Here is a 22,301-nt window from a genome sequence, read left to right as displayed (position 1 = left end):
ATATTTGCCATCAAGAAAAAACAAAAAGGAAGATATTTTTGGCCATAGGGAGTAGGAAATTTTCACCCCTAATAATACTTCTAGGAAGTTAATTTGATATTAATAATTTTCTGACTTCTTCCTTCTTCCTTCTTATTTCTTCCTTGTTTTACAGAAAGATATTTTTGGCGATGGGGAGTTGGAAATTGTTACCTCTATTGATACTTCTAGGAAGTTAATTTGATATCGATAATTTTCTGACTTCTTCCTTCTTCCTTCTTCCCTCTTCCTTCTTCCTTCTTCCTTCTGTTAATTCCGATAAACCTCATCTAAAATATTGCCATTCGCAGCAATTAATTGAATATGTAATGGCATTTGACCTGCTGCATGAGTCGAACAACTGAGACAAGGATCGTAAGCTCGAATACCTGCTTCAACCCTGTTTAACATTCCTTCTGGAATTTGATTATTGTGAATATAATGTTTGGCAATTTGAGTAACAGTTTGATTCATTGCCAAATTATTCTGACCAGTGGCAATAATCATATTTACCTTCTGAATAATCCCATTTTCATCTACTTTGTAATGATGGAATAAAGTACCTCTTGGCGCTTCACTAACTCCCACTCCTTCCAAACAGTTAATACCAGCAGTAGCACGAGTGCGAGGAGAAACAATATCCGGGTCATCTATCAATTGTTCAATTCTTTCTAAACAAGCAATAATTTCTATCAAACGAGCATAATGATAGAAGAAAGAAGAAGTAGGAACACCACCTACTCGCTCTTGCATTTCTTTTAATTCTCGGTCTGCTTTTTCTGTACCTATCTGAGAACAAACATTTAAACGAGCAAGAGGTCCGACACGATAAATTCCATCAGGATAACCCATTGGTTTGTAATAAGGGAACTTCAAATAAGACCAACTTTCCACCGCTTCCCCTAAAAATTCTTGATAATTATCTTCGCTTAAATTATCAGCAACAATATTACCTTCACTATCAGTAAACCTGAGCTTTCCACCGTAATGTTCCCAGTCACCATTTGCCCCAACTAATCCCATAAATAATGATGGAAACTTACCAAAAACTTCGGCTTCAGTTTTTAATTCGTTATCCAACAAACCCTTAAACAAACTAATAGCAGTATTAGTAGTTTCAAAAGATTCTGGCAGACGATTTTTTATCCATTCTCGCCCCTCTTCAGATAAGGGAGAACGTACACCACCAGGTACTGCCCAAGCAGCATGAATTTTTTTTGCTCCTAACAATTCTATAACTGTTTGACCGAACTGCCTAAGTCGAATACCTGCTCTAGCTAAATCTGGATTTTCCTCCATTAAACCAAAGACATTTCGTTTAGCTGGGTCGCTATCCCAACCTAATAGAAAATCAGGACTACTAAGATGGAAAAAACTTAAAGCATGGGATTGAGTTAACTGTCCTAAATTCATCATTCGGCGCAACTTTTCTCCTGCGGGAGGAACTTGCACTGCAAGAATTTTATCCCCTGTTTTGGCAGAAGCTAATAAATGACTTACTGGGCAAATTCCACAAATTCTAGCTGTTATTCCTGCCATTTCTGTAAAAGGTCGCCCTTCACAAAATTTTTCAAAGCCTCGATATTCTACGACATGAAATCTACAGTCGGATACTTCTCCCGCATCATCTAATATTACTGATATTTTGGCATGACCTTCGATTCTAGTTACTGGGTCTATAACTACTGTTTTAGACATAGTTTATTTTCTCCTTTAGTAAATAAATAATCTCTAGATTTTGATAAATTTGTCAAAGCAATTTTTGTGAGTAGGTTGGGTTAAGCGGCAGCGCAACCCAACAAAAAGATATCTAGGTTGGCGTTAAACTTTGTCCTTGATTAACTTGATTAAAAGGAAACAGAAAAGTAATTTTAGTAGGTTGGGTTAATCAAGAGCGCAACCCAACAAAAAAGATGTGTAGGTTAGAGTTAAAATTTTTCCTTAATTAAAAGGAAACAGGAAAGTAATTTTAGTAGTTTTGCTTGAGGAAACAAAACCTAACTTACTTAAATTAAACTCTAGTGCAGGATGGCAGAAATAACTAACCAGTTACAAAATCCTAAAAGCCTTACCAATCAATACTTTTGAGGGCGAATACCATTTGCTTCGCATAACTATCGTTAACGCCCCTACGACTTTTAACTTCCGCGTAGCGGCACTAGGTTTTGAGAATATTATAAAATTTATTTGTCAAACCTACCTCTACTTTGTTTATCAGTTTTATTCTAATTACAAACGCGGGCTTTTTGCCAAGGTTGTCGAGAATTCCAGATACCTAAACCTGCTTGTTTTGCAGAATTTTGAGCGTTCAAGTAAGCAGTTTTTGAACTTGGGCAAGTATCATTTAGATGTTTACAGAAAAGGGAAGCTTTTCCTTCATTAACCAGTTGTAAATTAATGGAAGTATTATCTTTAAATACTTCTGAAACTATCCGTTGACGACTACTTTTTCCTGTATCACTTATTAATACTATTGTACCTCTAGGAATCAGTGTTTCCAGTCTACTTTTGGCAGCCTCAAAAAAGGGACTATCCCCATAATCTGGTCCATCAATACAGGCAAGTTGTAGACGGCATAATTGTGAATTTCCTTCCCAAGGAATGCGACATTGTGACATGGTAACTTCTAAAGTATCTCCATCAATAATCTGAGAAATTCTTGCCTGTTGAATAGCTAAAGACTGGGGGGTATTTAATATAGATAAAAGTATTAAAATTCCACAGGATACAACAGCTAAAATTAGACTGATTTTGTGTTTTTTCATCAGTTTTTTTGAGTAGGTTGGGTTAAGGGAGAGCGCAACCCAACAAAAATATATCTAGGTTGGCGTTAAACATTGTTATTCTTAGATGCTAAAAGGAAAGTAATTTTTCCTTGATGTTAGGTTTTGTTTCCTCAACCCAACCTACTAATATTTATCCAAATGCTAAAAGGAAAGTAATTTTTCCTTGATGTTAGGTTTTGTTTCCTCAACCCAACCTACTAACATTTATCCAAATGCTAAAAGGAAAGTAATTGTTTGTTGATGTTAGGTTTTGTTTCCTCAACCCAACCTACTAACATTTATCCAAATGCTAAAAGGAAAGTAATTGTTTGTTGATGTTAGGTTTTGTTTCCTCAACCCAACCTACTAACATTTATCCAAATGCTAAAAGGAAAGTAATTGTTTGTTGATGTTAGGTTTTGTTCCCTCAACCCAACCTACTAACATTTATCCAAATGCTAAAAGGAAAGTAATTTTTCCTTGATGTTAGGTTTTGTGTTCCTCAACCCAACCTACTAACATTTATCCAAATGCTAAAAGGTTAATTGATTTTATTACCACCTTGCTATAGCAAAACTGAGTTAACGCAATAACGAAATTAACATCTGTTGATATTTGATTTTTCTAAGATGTTAATTATCTGATAAACAGGAGGCGAGCGAGACCTTCGCACCGGGGAAAAATAATTTTCTTTCTTCCTTCTTCCTTCTTCCTTCTTCCTTCTTCCTTCTTCCTTCTTCCTTCTTCCTTCTTTTACCCAAACTTAATCATTTCTCTGCCTGCCATTTTTGGCATTTCACCCTTCAATAAAGGTTCTAAAGTCGCCTTAATTCTATCGGCAGAAGGCGGACATCCAGGCATAAAAATATCCACTGGAACAACTTCATGTACTGGTCGAACTTTATCAAGTAATTCTGGTACAATTCCCGGCGCATTTGGTAACTGCTTATTTTCATCTGCCAACTCTAAATAACTTCTTTCTAAAACAGTTTTCGTACCACCCAACATATTTCGCATAGCTGGCACATTAGCAGTAACAGCACAATCTCCAAAAGAAATTAACGTCTTAGTCTTTTTTCTCACCTCAAAAATTATTTCTAAATTATCCTGATTAGCAATACCTCCTTCCACTAAACAAACATCTACATTTTCTGGATATTCTTTAATATCGCTGCCCACCGGACTATAAACAACCTCGACATGATTTGCCAGTTCAAACAACCATTCATCTAAGTCAAGAAACGACATATGACAGCCAGAACATCCAGCCAACCAAACTGTGGCAAATTTTATTTTATTTGACATAATTAATACCTTTAATTAGGGAGTACCGTTTCACGGAATTCAAAAGTCAAAAGTCAAAAGTCAAAAGTAAGATTTTATAGCTTAAAAACTTTAACGCTACAGTAATTTCAGGATGTTTCAAATTGGTAGAATAGGGAATAAGTAGTTTTATCTCTAACTGTATTTCAAGAGTTGCTCTAAAACACCTTTTATTTGACTTCTAAATTCTAAATTCTAAATTCTAAATTCTAAATTCTAAATTCTGACTTCATTCACCTTGTCCATTGTTTATTCTCCCTAGCATTAACCAAAAATTCCAACTTAGAGCGATCGCGCTCCATTTCAGCTACCGTTGCCCCCTTACGGAAAATTGCACCAGTAGGACAAGCATCCACACACTTACCACAAGCAGTACAAGCATCAACCTCTCCCCAAGGTTGATTCAAACCAGAAATAATGTAACAAGCAGCACCACGACTTCCCACATCCCAAACGTGCGCTCCCTCTATTTCCTCACAAACCCGCACGCAACGAGTACACAAAATACAACGGTTATGGTCTAGACCAAACTGCTTGTGAGATAGATCCATTCCCCGGTCTGGGAAACGATAGGGAAACCGAGTATGATCCATCCCCACCTCTACTGCCATATTTTGCAATTCGCAATTCCCATTCGCAACACAAACCGCACAAACATGATTGCCCTCAGAAAATAATAACTCCACCAACATCCGTCGATATTCTTGCAACTTCTGAGTTTGAGTCTGAATTTCCATTCCCTCCGCAACCTGAGTCACGCAAGCAGGCAATAATTTTCTCGCCCCAGAAACTTCTACCAGACACAACCGACAAGCACCAATATCCGTAACTCCCTCCAAATGACAGAGAGTAGGAATACGAACTCCTGCTTCCTTAGCTGCTTCAAGAATAGTAGTTCCCTCCTCCACTGCAATTTGATTGCCATCTATAGTTAACGTTTTTACTGACATCTTTTTCCCTCCTAATATTATACCAATTTGATAAGTGTTTGCTACAATTTCTTGAGTAGGGGAGTAGGGGAGTAGGGGAGTAGTAAACATAAGAATAATTAACAATAACTGGCGTGCTAATTACCAAAAAAGTTATTCCGCTTGTGTTAATTACTTAATAATTGAAGTTTCACCTAAGTTAAGCATTATTTTTTCACGCTTGGTATTGCACCTCTTGTTATATCAAGTCTCATTAATTAGCCATGATTAAGTTAACTATCTTTAGTCATCTTTAGATGACTTCTACTGTGAGCCAAGAAATTTATTTCTTGGCGGATGACATGACTCGCCAAGGATTTCAATCCTTGGCTAATAATTTAAGTCATCTTAAGAGTCATCTTAAGAAGTATGCCATCTTTGTTCATCTTTTTATATTGTGGTTAATCAGTGCAACTTGATATTAAAAGTAAAATTACAGAGCTTTTCAACTCTTATAAACCACTTAAATATTTAGGGAGTTAGTATTTTGCTTACTCCTTCTTCTCTCCTGACTCCTGACTCCTGACTCCTTCTTCAATTAGCAGCAGTTACAAAATGACCATTACTAAACTCCGACTCCTGCAATAAATCTAGATACTCTTGCTTAAAATAGCGCAACGTACTCAAAACAGGATTAGGTGCAGTCATTCCCAAACCACATAAGCTAGTATCCTTCACCACATAAGACAACTCCTCCAACCTTTCTAGATCCATAGCAGTCGCCTGCTTATTCAAAATCTTAGTCAGCAGAGCATATAACTGCACCGTACCAGTGCGACAGGGAACACATTTTCCACAAGTTTCACCACGACAAAATTCCATGTAAAACTGCGCCACCTCAACCATGCTAGTTTCCTTATCCATAATTACCATGCCACCGGAACCCATCATGGAACCAACTTTGCTGAGAGAGTCATAGTCTACAGGAGTGTCGAGCATTGAAACAGGAATACAACCACCGGAAGGACCCCCTGTTTGTACCGCTTTCACTTCCCCACCAGGAACGCCACCTCCCATTTCTTCAACAATTTCCCGCAGAGTTATTCCCATCGGTACTTCAATTAAACCGTTATTACGCACTTTACCTGTGAGAGCGAATATTTTTGTGCCTTTGCTGTTTTCAGTGCCAATACTAGCGTACCACTCTGCACCTTTTTTCAGAATAGGGGCAATATTGGCAAAGGTTTCCACGTTATTAATTAGGGTCGGACATCCCCAAAGTCCAGACTGAGCTGGATATGGCGGACGGGGTACAGGGTTGCCACGTTTACCTTCTACTGATTTAATTAGGGCGGTTTCTTCCCCACAAACAAATGCACCAGCACCGATACGGATGTCAACTTTGAAGTCAAAAGGACAGTCAAATATTTGACTACCCAAGAGTCCGTATTTTTTTGCTTGTTGAATAGCTTTTTGTAACCGTTGGATGGCGAGGGGATATTCAGCACGAACGTAAATGAAACCGTGATTTGCTCCCACAGCATAACCAGCGATCGCCATTCCTTCTAATACTAAATGGGGGTCGCTTTCTAATACGCTCCGGTCCATAAATGCCCCTGGGTCGCCTTCGTCACCGTTGCAGATAATATATTTCTGACCTTCTGGCATTTTGGCAACGGTTGCCCATTTTAAACCAGTGGGATAACCGCCTCCACCCCTACCCCGCAAACCACTGCGAGTAATTTCCTCCACGACTTCACCAGGACTCATTTCATGTAGGGCGTGGTAAAGAGATTCATATCCACCAACGGCGATGTATTCTTCTATGCGTTCGGGGTTAATTTTTCCTGTATTTTCCCTAACGATGCGGAGTTGCCGAGAAAAGAATGGATGTTGGGAGTCTCCTTTTGTGACTTGGGTTGTACCGCCGTTGAGTGCGTCGATGATGCTGGCAGCGTTTTCGGGTTCCACTTCTTCGTAGAGGGTGTCTTCGGGGTCTATTTGTACCAGGGGACCGCGCCCGCAAAATCCCATACAACCTACTCCTACCACTTCGACACGCTCTTCTAACCCTGCTGTTTTAACTGCATTTTTCATATTTTTCATTACATCTACAGAATTAGCAGCTTGACAACCTGTAGATGTGCAGCAGTGAACGCGAATGCTTTTTTGTCTGGTTTTTTCTGCTTCGGCAATATCGAGCAAATCTTGATAGTCCATCTCTTTTTCTCCTTTTTATAGCCACTATACCGTTTCACTAAAGTTAGAAGTCAAAAGTCAAAAGTTATAAGTAATTAAGTGACATCATGTGCTGTAGTATCGGAGCCTAAATATTTTAACTTCACAACTGGATTCTTTTTCTAGTTTTAAATATTTCAACAATCAAAAACATTAACTTTTAATCGGGTATAACTTTCCCTAATTTTCTAAATTTATCTATTTATTTTTGATAGCTGATAACTGATAACTGATAACTGATAACTGATAACTGATAACTGATTTACTCCTGCCAATCTTTAATTTTTTCTATAACTAATTCTGGAGTTTGTTTACCTGCAACACTACCATCAAATACTACTGCTGGTGCAATCCCACAAGCTCCTAAACAACGGGCAGCCATCAGAGAAATTTGATTATCTGCTGTTGTTTCTCCTACTTTTATTTCTAGTTCTTTTTCTAGTTCTTTAATCACTTCTCCACCACCTTTTACATAACAAGCAGTACCCATACATACTACACAAGTATGAGCGCCATTAGGCTTAAGTGAAAAAATATGATAAAAAGTTGCTACTCCATATACTCTACTCAATGGTAACTTTAAACCTCGTGCTATATACGTCAAAACATCAGGTTCTAAATAGCCAAATACTGATTGAGCTTTATGCAATACTTCAATTAAAGAATCTTGACGATATTGATTCCGCTTCATTGTAATATCTAACTGTTTAAAGCGTTTATCGCCACTAGGATGACCCTTTTTATCTTGTTGAGAATTTTTGCTTTTAGTCTCTTTTGTAGCAGTTTCCATTTCTATAATGCTCCTCAACTTACTTCTATTGGTATTTGCTTTTGATAGTAGCCTATATTTACTTAATATTTACTGCCTGCTTATTAAAGTTTTAATTTATTTATATTGTGACATATTGCTATTTTTTTGAATCACTTAGTTTACATTTTATTACATTTTTTTGATCTGGTTTAATAAACAACTTCTTTGTTGTTTAATCTGACTTTAAGACCGAGCTTAAATCTTTAATAATTATTCAACAAAAGTCCTAAAATAAACTAAAATTTTAACTGATAATCTCCTGTTAGTTGAATACTTATCAACAGGACTTAAACCATTTCTCTGTAACAATGCGCTTAATAATTGTTGTTCAGACCTTATTACACTGACTATTCTCATCTTTATATTAAGTAAGTGCAACTTCATGGAGAAATGGTATTATACCACTTTGAAAAAAGAATACTACAAAAGGGTAGAGTTTGATCGGGTATGCTTAAAAATAGCCGTTCCAGTTTATTTTAGATATTTATATCTATCGTTTTTACCTTTTTTTCAATATTTTTCCCCTCTTCCTTCTTCCTTATTTCTTCTTTCATACGGACGCCCTTATGCAACGTCCCTACCATTTGTAACAAACATTTATCACGCTTGGTATTACACATGAAGTATGAAAAACTAGGACTTGAAATTGCTTCCCTATGGGTCGCAATGACAGAAATACCTTGAGGTGCGTAATATCATGTTCGGTTGAATACTTATAAATAACTTAGCGAGGAGTCAGGAGTCAGGAGTCATATCATGTCCGTTTGAATACTTATTATTAAGATAGTAGGGGAGTGGGGAGTGGGGAGTAGGGGAGTAGGGAGAGGGAACCCACCCCTAACCCTCCCAGGAGGGGAAAATAGAAAGATTTACTGTTTAAGCAAGAGGGTAAGTTTTTTCATCACTAATTATCCGGACATGATATCAGGAGGGAAGAAAGGAGAAAAATCAAGATAATTTCAGTATTTATTCGGTACTGTCAGTTCTGAAATTTTATTTATAACTGACCCGTCCGAACATGATATAAGTCCTAATAAATAACTTAGCGAGGAGTCATATCATGTCCGCCTGAATACTTATACTTTGGTGGAACAAAGGCAGAAGGGTTTCTTGCAATTGTGACTTAATTTTATACACGCTCCGATGCTACCGGACATTATATCATCAGGACTTACGCAAAATATCAATTTATACGCCACCTGTAGGGGCGCTTTCCTACGGAATACTTCCCTACGGGATGCTACGCAAACGTAAACGCGTTTGCGGAGCATGACCTTAGGAAAGCGCCCCTACTAGATATGCTGGTTCTGCGTAAGTCCCGATCATATTAAATTCGTTTCCTGACTCCTGACTCCTGACTCCCCCGTCGTTTATTTATAAGTCTTCAACCGGACATGATATAACCTAAAACCTATAACATTCTTTAATTAGAAGATGATACTACTTCCTGAAATTTATCTGCCCAAGAACCTTCTAAACGCGGACCTTGAATTTCTACAACAGCAGAAGCTAGATAATTTCCCCAACGTGCAGCTTGAGTGGGTGTGTAATCATGAGTAAGACCAAATAACACACCTCCAGCAAAAGCGTCTCCTGCACCAACAGTATCGATCGCTTTCGCAGCAAACCCTGGTACAGGAGTAATTTTTTTATCTTGTACAACTAAACAACCTTCCTTACCATTAGTAATAAAAGCTGTTTCTACCAACTCCCCAATTTTGATAGCACATTCTTCTAAAGACTCTATTCCACAGAAACTACGAGCTTCATCAGCATTGCAAAATAACACATCACAATAATTTGACGCTACCTGGCGGAAGTCATCAGCAAACATATCTACTAAAAACTGGTCAGAGAAGGTAAAACACACTTTAACCCCTTGGCGTTTAGAATCTTCCATTGCTTGAATACAAGCTTGCTTTGTATCCGGTCCACTCCACAAATAACCTTCTATATAACTGTATTTACAACGCTTAATTTGTTCTGGATCAATATCACTAGCACTGAGATTCACAGATACTCCAAGATTAGTACACATAGTACGTTCAGCATCAGGGGTTGTCAGTATCACAGAAGTACCAGTAGGTCCATTTGCTGTAGATGTAGGAACTACATTAAATTCAATTTTGGACTCGAGCATATCTTTGCGGTACAACTCACCATCAGGATCTTCAGCGACCTTTGCCACAAAAATACCTGTTCCTCCACTCTGAGCGATCGCTATCATGGTATTTGCTGCTGACCCTCCAGAACGCTTTTTTAAAGATATGTTTTCCAGGTCCTGCAATATTCTCCTTGTTCTGGAGCCTCCATCAGAGTCATTCCGCCTTTTTGCAGGGAATGTTTAGCGATCGTGTCTTCTTCTACAAATGCGAGGATATCTACTAAGGCGTTACCAACGCCAAATACATCTAATTTTTGGGTGTTTTCTGCTGTCATCTATTTTTCTATTATTTAGCCACTTAGGCATAATATCATGTCTGATAAAATTTAGGGGATGGGGAGATGGGGGGATGGGGAGATGGGGGGATGGGGAGATGGGGGATGGGGAGATGGGGAGATGGGGAGATGGGGAGATGGGGAGATGGGGGGATGGGGAGATGGGGAGATGGGGAGATGGGGAGATGGAAACCCACCCCTAACCCTCCCAGGAGGGAATATTGAGAAAGATTTGGCAATGGCGCATCGGTTGGAACATTTTTTTATACCAATTTCAGCGAATTTGAGATCGCACACACTACTTTATAGCACTTCTCTAATTTATGAGGTACAGTTTTAGATCCCCCCTTACCCCCTTAATAAGGGGGGAACCGCTTGAAAAGGGGGGAGCTTTCAAAGTCGCCCTTTTTAAGGGGGATTTAGGGGGATCGTAAATGTAGTTCTTTATGAAAAATGCTTTATCTACTATTAAGTTTTATAGCACTACAAGAATTGGGCGCGGACATTTTTCAATGCTAAAACCCTTTTACAGTTTGCTATTCCCTATTCCCTATTCCCTAGCGCGTAGCGCTATAAATTTTATTCTTTGAGCAATTCTCAAACATTTATAAAAAGTAGCAATCAAAAATACTTCAGCAAAAACTTTAAATATTTCCTCAATACTCCTGAGCCATTCCCTTTGCATTTCTTGAGTTTCAGTTAACAAGTTTGATGTTTCTTGACCTTGGGTGAAAAAATCAAGTGCAATGGAAAAACAAGCTAAAATCAAAGCAATTTTAAAATAACTAAAAGCCTCTCGATACTGATAAAACTCCTGACGAAAATAATAAATTACCAACAAACCAATAATCCCGTAAATCACAATAATTAAATCGTCAATACTATCAGTCAAAGCAGTTTCCTGAATTTGAAATATCCAATGAATAAATTTATCTAACCTTTCATGGATTTGAATTAGTTCATCCACAGCGCAGAACACAAAACCAAAAGTCAAAAACTGCCAAAGTCTTTGATAATTCTTTCCCGGCTGAGATACCTCTTTTCTGCCAATTCTTAAACGATAAATTTTCCAGTTAATTCCAGCAATAATTAATAACTGAATACCCGATAACCAATTAATCAAAGACCCCTCATCAAAATATCGATATGGTCCTTTATCCAGTAGTATTGCTCGGAAGATAACAGCAGCGATCGCCACAAAATTCACAAATAATGCGATCGATAATATTTTTTTAGTAGAAAATCCTGACATCAAAATAATTATTATTCAGCTTGTATTATCTGAGTAAGTGTTCTATATCACTAGCAAAACTTTATATTATATCCGCTCAATAGCGTAAGCAAACTCCACGCGTGTTGACGCAAACAAAAAACTTTCTCCTCCGGACCCTTCTTAATACCTTAATTTATCAAAATAATTGGGTCTAAAATCCTGCCTTTTAAGGCGAAATATTTTTGGAGAGTTGCTCACGCATCCCCGTTACAAAAATAACTCCTGTACGGGCGTTAACGATAGTTATGCGAAGCAAACGGCCGTTTGCTGACGCATAGCTGACGCTAACGCCCCTACTGACTCCTGACTCCTGACTCCTGACTCCTGACTTATAAATTAAACTTATGTTTTAATTCAGATATAAATATTAATATTTTTTTCAATATTTATTTACAAACGTTTACAAAGTTTAGTAATATAGAATTGACCAAAGGTAAGTATTTGTTCTCACTGTTATGGCAACTCAATTTCCCTGGCTGACCACCATAGTCCTACTGCCACTTCTGGCTGCCCTACTCATCCCCGTCATCCCCGATAAAAACGGAAAGACCATGAGATGGTACGCCCTTGGTGTAGGAATTACTGATTTTGCACTAATGTGCTACGCCTTCTGGAATAACTACAATGCCAGCGACTCAACTTTTCAACTCGTAGAAAAATATGCCTGGCTCCCTCAGATAGGTCTAAGTTGGGCAGTATCAGTAGACGGTTTATCTATGCCACTGGTACTTTTAGCTGGCCTGGTAACAACACTCTCAATATTCTCGGCGTGGCAAGTAGACTACAAACCACGTCTTTTTTACTTTCTAATGCTGGTGCTATACTCCGCCCAGATAGGAGTATTCGTAGCCCAAGACATGATGCTACTGTTTATTATGTGGGAACTAGAGCTAGTTCCTGTCTACCTGCTCATTTCCATCTGGGGTGGCCAAAAGCGTCGCTACGCTGCAACAAAATTCTTGCTCTACACAGCAGCAGCTTCCATATTTATTCTAGTGGCAGCCTTGGGAATGGCTTTATACGGTGGCGGCAATATTACCTTCGATATGGTGGAACTAGGTCTGAAAGATTATCCACTGACCTTAGAGCTTCTACTTTACGCAGGATTATTAATCGCTTTTGGAGTAAAATTGGCCATTTTCCCTCTACATACATGGCTACCTGATGCTCACGGCGAAGCTTCTTCACCTGTATCAATGGTTCTGGCAGGTGTATTGCTCAAAATGGGTGGATATGGATTAATTCGCCTCAACTTAGAAATGCTCTCTGACGCTCATGTTTACTTTGCTCCTATTCTGGCAATTCTGGGTGTCGTGAATATTGTTTACGGCGGGTTGAATTCTTTCGGACAGTCTAATATGAAGCGCCGTTTGGCTTATTCATCTGTAGCTCACATGGGCTTTGTTTTGTTAGGTATTGCTTCCTTCACTGACTTAGGTGTAAGTGGTGCTTTACTACAGATGATTTCCCACGGTTTAATTGCTGCGGTATTATTCTTCCTCGCGGGTATAACTTACGATCGCCTCCACACTCTGAAGTTGGAAGAAATGGGTGGTCTAGGTCAAGTAATGCCAAAAGTATTTGCTCTATTTACTATTAGTGCTATGGCATCTTTAGCACTTCCTGGAATGAGTGGGTTTGCTAGCGAACTTATGGTATTCGTCGGAGTGACTAGCAGCGATGTTTATAGTTCGACTTTCCGGACTGTAACAGTTTTCCTCGCAGCAGTTGGTTTGATTTTGACACCTATTTATCTGCTTTCCATGTTGCGTCAAATGTTCTACAGCACTGGTAAAGCACCTACTTGTATCCTCAAAGATACTCCTTATGAAAATGAAATTTTAGATGAAGCAGTTTGCTACGGTACTAACTGTGTGTTACCTGCGAATGCTGTCTATACTGATGCCAGACCACGAGAAGTTGCGATCGCTGCTTGTTTCTTGGTTTTGATTATTGGTATTGGTCTATATCCTAAAATGGCAACTCGGATGTATGATGCGAAGACAGTGGCAGTAAATAGTCAGGTTCGTCAATCATACACTTTTGCTAAAGCTAATCCTCAACTCTTTGCAAAAGGACCATTATTCCCCAAGATGCCTGAATCTGAAGTGTTATCAGTTTCCGGTGTCTTCAAATAATATAGCTTTTAGCAATTAGCTTTTAGCTTGGCTTCAAACTATTACTTTTAATTGGTTTACAGTAGGGATGTTGCATACAATATCCCTACTATTTTTTTGTCAAAATTTTCTGCAATACGACTACAGTGGGAAAAACATTTCTCCATGTTATACCAAATCTCAAAAGTCTTGCTAAATCTTCTTGAGAGTAGGGAGTAGGAAGTAGGAAGTAGGAAATAGGGACTAGGGTTGAAAGAGATAATACCAAATTCAAAAAAGGTAGTTACATCTTAATTAGTAATTTATTCCTACAATAAAAACAATTAATCCCATAATTTATAAAAATTAAACATTTTTCCTCTTTTTTATCATATTTTTCTTTCCCTGTTCCCGTTCCCTGTTCCCTGTTCCCTATGTTGTGACTGTAGCAATGTTTTATGAAATTGGTATAAAATATCTTGGCTTAATGCCGAGAATCGTTTAATTAGCTAAACCGTCGAGAAACCTCACACCATAATTTTAAATTTGGTGTGAGATGAATCGGCGGCCATTTGAGTAAATCAATTAACGATGCGATTTGGGGGCCAATTTCTAACTATTTTAACTGTCAAAGCCGGAAATGCTGGAGGTGAAAACCATAGGAGTGAACCCCAAAAATACTAGCCAAGACTGCTCAAATTGTGGGGAAAAAATCAAGAAAGAATTAAACATACGAACCCATTCTTGTCCGCATTGTGGCATAGTAATAGACCGCGACTTGTTTGCGTTTGCGCAGCATCCCGTAGGGAAGCATGACAAACGGAAATCCAGCGATAAATATAACAAATAGGGCGGTAGGGCCCAGACGTCCTTAAAACACGCCCTTGCCCGATGCAGTAGTAGGGCTACGAAACGAGAAGCCCACACTATAGCGCCAGCGAGCGTGTGGGAGTATGTCACTGGTCAAGAAAGTATTAGAAATGCTAAAGTAGTAAAATGAACATTGTCCCAACTAAATGTCGCGAGGGGTCTCCTATTTAATGGGAGGGGAATCGCGACCTGCAAAAATATGAGGATAAGAAACCTCATAGACGAAGTCCATAAAAAAGTAGCAAAATGGTTAACCACCGAGTATCGCGTCATTTTTCTCCCTGCTTTTGAGTCATCCCAAATGGTTGCCAAGTCAGGAAAGAAAAAACGCAAACTTAACTCGTGGGTCAGTTCGCCAAATGCTAAATTGGGCACAAATCACGTTTCAAACAAAATTGCGCCCACTCAATGCCGAGAGATTGGAATGGCCCTTTGGGGATATTTCTCAAAGCATTGCGTAAGCGTTGCGGCGCGTTAGCGCGATACCGCCTGCGTGGATGCTTCTACCGTCACGTTGCTATGAACGGTTTTCCCAACTTTTGCAGGGAATTGCCGGGCTTGATGTATCTGTAATACATACAGAAAAAGTTGAAACTGATATGAGAACCAATGAAAACAAATGAGATTATTAGGATAATTATTTTTAGCCTGATAGGAGCCATTATAATGTTCCTAGGACAACCTTTACTATATAGACTGAAAATCCTAAGAATATTAAATATGGATGTGGAGGCTTGGATAAACAATCATTACATCCTTGGGGGAACTGTAGTTTTTGCAGTATCCGTACTGTCAACTGTAATTTGGTACTTAATAACCGCTAACGCAAAAGCTCATAAAGCTGAAGAAGTGGCCAAGTGGGAGCTAGTTTGGTGGCTATTTTTGCTATTTCCCCTATTGAGTCTTTTTTTGGCCATAGGCTTTTTTAAAGGTAGTGATGATGCACTTGGGCCTTTGACTATCTTTTTATGTTTGACATATTATTACTATTTTGGTTGCCAACTGCAACCAGTACCCTGGGGTTTAAAGTTTGTTCCCCCAGGTTCAATTAAATTGCGTAGTTTTTTTGGCGAATAATTATGGGACTTTATCTCATTGGAATTGGTGGAACCGGGGCTAAATGTGTTGAAGCAGTATCCAAAATAGCAGCGGTAGGCTTATTTAATGAAGAACCGATTAAGGTCTTATTTGTAGATGCAGATGAAACTAATGGAAATCTGGCTCGTGCTAGGACTAGCATCAGTATCTATAAAAACTTATAATGTAATGGCTACTGGGGACAAAACAGAGTGTGGGTGGATGAAAAGCAATATCGAATCCTTCAATCTATGGTCGCCTTTAGCTAGAGAGAAAGAACTGAAAGCATTTTTTAACTATAACACCATCAAGCAAAATAAACCAATTTTGGCCAATTTGTTCGATGTCCTTTACACTAAGGAAGAACGGGAAGCCAACTTAGATGTAGGATTTCGGGGACGACCAGCCATCGGTTCAGCGGTGATGAGTCAGGTAGATTTAGACAAATTGGATCAAGACCCCTGGGGAAGCCTAATCAAGCAAATTCAGGGAGAAACAGGTAGCGGTGAAAAACCAAAAATTTTTCTGTGTGGGTCTATTTTTGGAGGGACTGGGGCTTCAGGGTTACCAACTATTGCCCGCCTGATTGATAATAAGTTGAAGAAAATTAAGGTCCGTGAGAGCGTTCAAACAGGTTGCCTGTTTGTACTACCCTATTTTGGCTTCTCCACACCGCCGGGAGAAGACCCCGATGGAGTTTATGCTCGCTCCGAACAGTTTTTGCTAAACACAGAAGCAGCTCTCCGTTATTACGTTACTCAAGGTCAAGAAATCTTTGACAGAGTTTATCTTCTGGGCAATCAGAACTTCTCCAAAGTCAACTTTAGTATAGGCAAAGATAGCCAGCGCAACAACCCCCACTTCCTAGAACTATACGCCGCTCTGGCAGCTCGTAACTTTTGGCGAGATTCATCCACAGCTAAAGGGTCTGTAGTATTGATGACTCGTCAGAAGAACGGGACTGTTTCCTGGGAAGATATCCCAGATAAGGCAGAAGTCCAACCAGAGCTAATGAATGCTACCAGATTTGCTTTTACATGGCTGGCCGAAATTGCTCCCGAACTAGAGGAAGCGAAAAAAATGAAAAATACCCGTTTTCAAAGGTTGGCCCCTTGGCTGATGGAATTCTACCAAACTGGCAGCAGATCTGGGGGGACTAAGCCGGACTTTTCCGATGCTGACCAACAAGAAGCTATTGGAATAATCAATAATTGGTGTCAAGATTATTTGCGTTGGCTGTATTCTCTGCACCAGTGCGAAGGCGATAATATTGCTTTGTTTAAAGCCGATGCTTTTCCTCCCAACAAAAAACTTCTAGGAGATGAACTGCCAGATTTGATAATTGGGGATAGTCGCGATCGAGGCAAAAAATCCCGAGATACGGTGCAAAAACTCAAGAATACACTTAAGGCAACTTCACCCGGTGGGACCGTAGGACTGGCTAAGTCGGTATATATGGCCTCTAGGATTTAATGGATAATTGATAATTGATAATTAGGGTTGGTTGAAAAAGTCTTTTTGGGGAGTAGGGGAATGGGGGAGTAATTTTTTCCCCTTGTCTGTCTTTTATGCTACAGCGCTTCCCGTTGTTATGAGGTAAACCCATCGCGGGCAAGATCCAGGTAAACCCATCGCGGGCAAGATTCAGGTAAACCCATCGCGGGCAAGATCCAGGTAACCCATCGCGGGCAAGATGCCCGCACTACATTATTGGCCTGAAATATGCTGTAACTTTTTGCAGATATAAGAGCTGAAACAGGCGCACTTTTTTCAACCTAAAAAGGCTAAAACTTTTATCTAGAGGTAGTAATAACTGATAACTGAAAAGCTTCTGGCTGAAACCAGAGGTACTGATAACTGATAACTGATAACTGAAAAGCTTCTGGCTGAAACCAGAGGTAGTGATAACTGATAACTGATAACTGATAACTGAAATGACAGGAACACAAGTCAACAAGAGTTATGTTTTAGTCCTGCCCAAGTTAAAGCGGGATAGCGATGTTAGAGCTAGCGATACTCCTGGTAAATGGGATGCTCAACCAAAAAAAGCCTTTCAAGATGTGGCTTCTAGTTTGGATTATAAAGCTCCAGGAGGGGTGAAAAGTGTTAGTTCCGTACCGACCATGTGGGCTCGTCCCCTATCTATGGAGATGGCTTTACATAATCCCTATTATCCCATCCGGGTAGAAATGGTCCAACAGTGGCAAGGGATGTTGGCAGCGGTTGCTCTGGCCGAAGTACGGCGGTTTCCAATAACTGCTCAATTTTTGGACTTGGAGCTAGAGAAAGACCAAAACTCTTTCGCCCGTTCTCTATACGAACTGGCACCCGATCCAGTTAATGCCCTGTATACCCTAGATGGCAAAAACCCCTGGCAAGACGTTTATATATTTTTGTGGAACGAAAAACCTGTGGGTCTTAGTACTCCGAGTACCATTGTCGCCCCCTCTGAAGAAGGAAAATGGGATGGCCTGCCTTGGTGGAACAGACAAACTGGTCAGTTGGAGTCTCCTCAGCGACACCTCAATGTTAGCGAGAAGGCACTCTTGTGGCGCTGGCTAGAAAATCTGCAGGGAATTTTACACAACTACAGGGGTGAAACAGAAGCAATTGATTCTATTAGCGGATTGCTAGAAGAGTTCCGAAATAGTTTGGGGTCTCGCCCGGATCAGCGCCTGAGCTTGAGCAACAATCCTCAGTTTTTTGGTGTTGCCATTAACCGAGGGGTGTTGGAAGGTATTAATCGTCCGGTGAAAGCTGAGGCTCAGTCTTCTTGGGTTCGCTTAGTTCCCAGTCAAAGTAAGGGACAGGTAAAACCTCTGCTGATAATTGACCAAGACATTTCTCAAGCTTGGGGAAAGCCACCCCAAGATATTTGGATACACCAAGAGCAAACTCTGGCTTCGCTACAAGTACAAGATTTGCGTAACGGCAGAATTACCTGGCCAGATGTTGAGTGGAGAGAATCCAAAGACTTATTTCTGAAAGAATTTCGGTTTGTAGACCAAGATGAGGCTTTACCAGGAGCTTTCCTACCGTCAGGGACGAAGTTAACTTTTCAGGGTCAAACCATTACGCCCCTGATACCACTCGATCCCATACTCCTAGACTATTTTACCCCGGAAGATTTAATCGCCAAGGTTAAGCTTGCTCAAATAAATAGCAACGATGGACCTCAAGTGCGAGTAACCCTAGATTTGCCTCTGTCGGGGATGACAGATGACCCTCGGCGACCTAAGAACTATCAGGTTTCTCAAGATTATCCGATCAAAGAGGAAAACGCTTTGCCTGAAGTGCCGGTATTGGAAGTGTGGCCTAATTTCCGGGCGGAGGGATGGCGCTCTTATTATGCTTTTTATTATGATGCTGAACATGGAGAGGATACTTTCCAGGTTTATCTACCGGAAGCGAAAGAACATCATCCTTTTGTAGATGGCAGGGGTGCTTATCAAATAACTTACCTAGAAGAATTTCCCAGTTTTATTGAGTGCCAGGATGGTTCGAGAAGCTCCATCGGTTTGATCCTGCTGAAAAGTCCAGAGACAGTTAGGTTGGGAGATCGATGGAAAGTGGGGGTAGATTTCGGGACTTCTTTCACTAATATCTATGTCAATAGCAACGATTTATCGGAGCAATTGAAGTTGGAGGATTTGCATTTGAAGGTGACAGAGGTTTTGACAGAAACGCGCAGACCTGTGTTGTTTGAATACTTTGTTCCGGAGAGCTTTATCCCTGCTGATAAACCTTTACCCTTGTCTAGTGTGCTGACAACTAGGGGGAAACCAGACAAGACGCAAAACCCAGATTTTCCAATTATTGATGGCAGGATTTATGTTCCTGATCGCAACAGGTTTGAACCGCTCCGGGGATGGATAGAAACAGACCTAAAGTGGAAAAATTACATTCCCAACAAGTTGTTTTTGAAACACTTAGCTTTGCATATTAGCGCGATCGCAGCTAAACAAGGAGTCCAACAGATTCAGTGGTGTATTTCCTATCCTACTGCTTTTTCTCGTCGCGACAAAAATCGGTATGCTAAGACCTGGCAAGATTTGAGTGAGGAACTTCAAGCTCAAACTGGAATTAGACATATTTGCCCTGATCCAAATGGTGTAGGGTTATTCAAAAGTGAGAGTTTGGCGATCGCTCAATATTTTGCAGACCAGGAAAAACATGATTTAATCCGAACTACCTGTATTGATATGGGAGGTGGTACTTCAGATATTTCGGTCTGGTACGAAAACAAGCTCATTCATCAATGTTCGGTTTTATTAGCTGGTCGTCATTTGTTATCGGATTTCTTGGAATTAAATCCAAATTTTTTCGCCCAGCTATTCGAGCAGAATATGAAAGAGTGGGACCGATTAACTGAAGATAAGTTCAGTGCCAAATTGGATGTATTTCTGCGTCTGGAAAGCGAAAATTGGCTGAAAAATAAAAGAGATTTCGCAGAAGACGATCCGAAGTTCCAAGGTTTGCTCCAACTGATGGCAATTGGCATGGGGGGATTGTACTACTATGTGGGGACAATCTTGGGAGTTCTAGAACAAGAAGGAAGATACCAGAGTCGCGAAATTACTCCTGTTTATATTGGTGGAAATGGTTCTCGACTGTTAAATTGGTTGGCTGAAAGGGGTAAATTTATTCCCTCTTCGGAAGTTAACGATCTGCTGAGTCAGATGTTGACTAAAGGCTCTGGATTTGACGATCGGATGTTGGAAAAAACGCGATTGAGTCAGAGACCAAAAGATGAGGTAGCTTGCGGTTTAGTCTTGGGTCGTACTAGGTTGACAGGATTGGATACGAAAACTGAAGATCCGTTGATTGCAGGAGAAGATTGTGAAATTAATGGAGAGTTAATCGAATGGAGAGACCGCTTGGAGTTTAAGGGGAATATTCAGCAGCTAAAAATTCCCAATTTAATACAGTTAAGAACGTTTCTAGATGATTTCCATTTATCTTTGAAGGAGTTGAAGATTGAGGAAATTCTCCCTCTACAGGATTACGAGCTGGGAGATGAACCAGGAGCAGAACCAGAATCAGGTTATAACCAGGGTCTCTGGCGGAATACGGAGAGGGAGTTGACGAACGTTTTGTTGAATATGAAAGGGGAAAGTGATGACATTCGTGTGGAACCGCCGTTTATTATGGGGTTGAAAGCTCTGTTGAAGGTTTTAGCTAAGGAGTGGGCAGGTAAGTAGGTGGTCTAATTCTGGCTGCAAGTCTCTAGACTTACAGCTAGAAATTCGGCTGCTAGGGATACTACTAGATGATGTTTGAATGTGTGATCGTATAATTTGCGTTGTTGTAGGATGCCTTAGACAGCTTTAATCACTGGGTGTAAAAGTGATTTAACAATTCGTCGCAACATACCATTTTTTAAGGAGCTTAGTAGGAAATATGAGTGACTGTCCAAAGTGCGGTGCTAAAGTAGAGGAGCAGGATAATTTTTGTTCAAGTTGTGGTTTTAAGCTGCGAGATACTTCGCTTGGGGAGAAGTTATCAGAGTTTGGGGGGTATAAAGCTCCTGCAAATAAGACAGATGAGGAGAAGCAAGAATCAGAAGAACTATCGGTGACTGATGTCGAATCGTCAAGTAATTATGATTTCGAGCAAGCGGGAAAAAACTCAGAGGAACAAACTCAAGCAGCAGAAGTAGATAGAGAGAATTTGGTGCAGGATGCTTTACCCAATCAACAATTGACTAAATTGCAATATCAAGAAGATATTGTTGTGCGAGTGGAGCAATTAGAGCAGGCGCAGCAACAACAGAACCAAACGATAGCATCGCTCCAGTATGAGTTACAAGCACTAGCTCAGAAGCAGAAAGACAATACTGTTTCTTTAGAAGCAGAAAGAGAAGAAATTAACCAAATTAATAACCAGATATTAGAACTAAAAGAGGAGTTGCAACGACAGTTAGAAAAGGAGTTGAAGCCAATCAAAGAGTTGTTTAGTCTGTTGGGAGGATGGATACAAAATTATCCAGAATATCTGCCATCGACAACAACAGTAATCCCGCCAGGAAAGCAGCAAACACCTACAAAACTAGCTACTATCGTAGAAACAGAGGAGGAAGGTAAATTACCTCTGAGTGAAGAAGAACAGTTGTTGAAAGACTATAAAGACCCAGAAAAACGTGATATTTTATCAAAAAATGCAATAACAGTTTCAGCAACAGAAGAGAGTATTGATAACAGTCGTTTGGGTGTTGGTCAACCAGTTCTCAAACCAAAGCGCAGGGGTAACTATTGGATATTAAAACAAGGTACTTCACAGTATTTAGTTCCTAGTGATACGATAAAATTTAATGAATATAGTAACGAGACTCTGGAAAAATTGTTTGAGTGTCAAAGTGCAAATAGTGAAGGATATAAGGATAACTTTGAACTATTAAAACCTGCTAAAGTTTCTTCTATTGGAGAAGAAAAGTGGCAATTGTCTGAGCGAGGAAAATTGGAATTTATTGATTAATCTATTGAA

At 39.8% G+C, this 22,301-nt stretch carries 18 protein-coding genes; 8 read left to right on the top strand and 10 right to left on the bottom strand.

The features are described from left to right. Window positions 1-288 precede the first annotated feature (288 nt). The 9 genes from SAGCYANO_RS42800 to SAGCYANO_RS49830 all read right to left on the bottom strand — a co-directional run bounded on the left by SAGCYANO_RS42800 (window position 289) and on the right by SAGCYANO_RS49830 (window position 10,502). Window positions 289-1,716, bottom strand: a complete 1,428-nt coding sequence (locus SAGCYANO_RS42800) for a Ni/Fe hydrogenase subunit alpha (RefSeq protein WP_202225565.1) — start codon at window positions 1,714-1,716, stop codon at window positions 289-291. 527 nt (window positions 1,717-2,243) lie between these two features. Beyond that, window positions 2,244-2,783 carry a thermonuclease family protein gene (locus SAGCYANO_RS42795; RefSeq protein ID WP_202225564.1) on the bottom strand — a complete coding sequence of 180 codons (540 nt, stop codon included), beginning with the start codon at window positions 2,781-2,783 and terminating at the stop codon, window positions 2,244-2,246. A 632-nt stretch (window positions 2,784-3,415) separates the two neighbouring features. After that, on the bottom strand, window positions 3,416-3,544 hold the full coding sequence (locus tag SAGCYANO_RS48740; RefSeq protein ID WP_255502907.1) for a hypothetical protein: 129 nt from the start codon (window positions 3,542-3,544) through the stop codon (window positions 3,416-3,418). Then, window positions 3,537-4,088, bottom strand: a complete 552-nt coding sequence (locus SAGCYANO_RS42790; protein ID WP_202225563.1) for an oxidoreductase — start codon at window positions 4,086-4,088, stop codon at window positions 3,537-3,539. Before SAGCYANO_RS42790 ends, SAGCYANO_RS48740 begins: the two co-directional genes overlap by 8 nt. Window positions 4,089-4,339: 251 nt before the next feature. After that, window positions 4,340-5,056, bottom strand: coding sequence for a bidirectional hydrogenase complex protein HoxU (gene hoxU / locus SAGCYANO_RS42785; RefSeq protein WP_202225562.1), 717 nt, complete (start codon window positions 5,054-5,056; stop codon window positions 4,340-4,342). 552 nt (window positions 5,057-5,608) lie between these two features. Then, a complete protein-coding gene (locus SAGCYANO_RS42775) occupies window positions 5,609-7,234 on the bottom strand; it encodes a NuoF family protein (RefSeq protein ID WP_202225560.1) in 1,626 nt (541 codons plus the stop codon). Window positions 7,235-7,514: 280 nt separating this feature from the next. Further along, complete coding sequence (gene hoxE / locus SAGCYANO_RS42770) at window positions 7,515-8,042, bottom strand: bidirectional hydrogenase complex protein HoxE (protein WP_202225559.1); 528 nt, start codon at window positions 8,040-8,042, stop codon at window positions 7,515-7,517. 1,444 nt (window positions 8,043-9,486) lie between these two features. Next, window positions 9,487-10,350, bottom strand: coding sequence for an adenosine kinase (locus SAGCYANO_RS42765; RefSeq protein ID WP_307786323.1), 864 nt, complete (start codon window positions 10,348-10,350; stop codon window positions 9,487-9,489). After that, window positions 10,323-10,502, bottom strand: a complete 180-nt coding sequence (locus tag SAGCYANO_RS49830; RefSeq protein WP_307786322.1) for a hypothetical protein — start codon at window positions 10,500-10,502, stop codon at window positions 10,323-10,325. The genes SAGCYANO_RS42765 and SAGCYANO_RS49830 overlap by 28 nt, the downstream gene beginning before the upstream one ends. Before the next feature lie 58 nt (window positions 10,503-10,560). Between SAGCYANO_RS49830 and SAGCYANO_RS42760 the strand changes: the two genes are divergently transcribed. Continuing rightward, window positions 10,561-10,842, top strand: coding sequence for a hypothetical protein (locus tag SAGCYANO_RS42760; RefSeq protein ID WP_202225558.1), 282 nt, complete (start codon window positions 10,561-10,563; stop codon window positions 10,840-10,842). 210 nt (window positions 10,843-11,052) lie between these two features. On the opposite strand, the gene SAGCYANO_RS42755 is transcribed toward SAGCYANO_RS42760, so the two are convergent. After that, on the bottom strand, window positions 11,053-11,754 hold the full coding sequence (locus SAGCYANO_RS42755) for a hypothetical protein (protein WP_202225557.1): 702 nt from the start codon (window positions 11,752-11,754) through the stop codon (window positions 11,053-11,055). A 476-nt stretch (window positions 11,755-12,230) separates the two neighbouring features. Here SAGCYANO_RS42755 and SAGCYANO_RS42750 point away from each other — a divergent pair, with 476 nt between their 5' ends. The 7 genes from SAGCYANO_RS42750 (at window position 12,231) to SAGCYANO_RS42715 (ending at window position 22,292) form a co-directional block, all read left to right on the top strand. Then, a complete protein-coding gene (locus SAGCYANO_RS42750) occupies window positions 12,231-13,913 on the top strand; it encodes an NAD(P)H-quinone oxidoreductase subunit 4 (RefSeq protein WP_202225556.1) in 1,683 nt (560 codons plus the stop codon). Between the two features lie 607 nt (window positions 13,914-14,520). After that, window positions 14,521-14,721, top strand: coding sequence for a zinc ribbon domain-containing protein (locus tag SAGCYANO_RS47055; RefSeq protein WP_307786320.1), 201 nt, complete (start codon window positions 14,521-14,523; stop codon window positions 14,719-14,721). Window positions 14,722-15,350: 629 nt separating this feature from the next. Then, window positions 15,351-15,818, top strand: coding sequence for a hypothetical protein (locus SAGCYANO_RS42740; RefSeq protein ID WP_237397252.1), 468 nt, complete (start codon window positions 15,351-15,353; stop codon window positions 15,816-15,818). Between the two features lie 2 nt (window positions 15,819-15,820). Beyond that, window positions 15,821-16,003, top strand: coding sequence for a hypothetical protein (locus tag SAGCYANO_RS42735; RefSeq protein WP_202225554.1), 183 nt, complete (start codon window positions 15,821-15,823; stop codon window positions 16,001-16,003). Beyond that, window positions 15,951-17,291, top strand: coding sequence for a hypothetical protein (locus SAGCYANO_RS42730; protein ID WP_237397251.1), 1,341 nt, complete (start codon window positions 15,951-15,953; stop codon window positions 17,289-17,291). The genes SAGCYANO_RS42735 and SAGCYANO_RS42730 overlap by 53 nt, the downstream gene beginning before the upstream one ends. Window positions 17,292-17,752: 461 nt before the next feature. Then, window positions 17,753-21,019 carry a hypothetical protein gene (locus SAGCYANO_RS47045; RefSeq protein WP_237397250.1) on the top strand — a complete coding sequence of 1,089 codons (3,267 nt, stop codon included), beginning with the start codon at window positions 17,753-17,755 and terminating at the stop codon, window positions 21,017-21,019. Between the two features lie 199 nt (window positions 21,020-21,218). After that, on the top strand, window positions 21,219-22,292 hold the full coding sequence (locus tag SAGCYANO_RS42715; protein ID WP_202225551.1) for a zinc ribbon domain-containing protein: 1,074 nt from the start codon (window positions 21,219-21,221) through the stop codon (window positions 22,290-22,292). Window positions 22,293-22,301: the final 9 nt, after the last annotated feature.

It is taken from the genome of Okeania sp. KiyG1 (genome assembly GCF_014132355.1).
GTDB lineage: Bacteria > Cyanobacteriota > Cyanobacteriia > Cyanobacteriales > Microcoleaceae > Okeania.
This window is presented reverse-complemented; position numbering and strand designations above follow the sequence as displayed.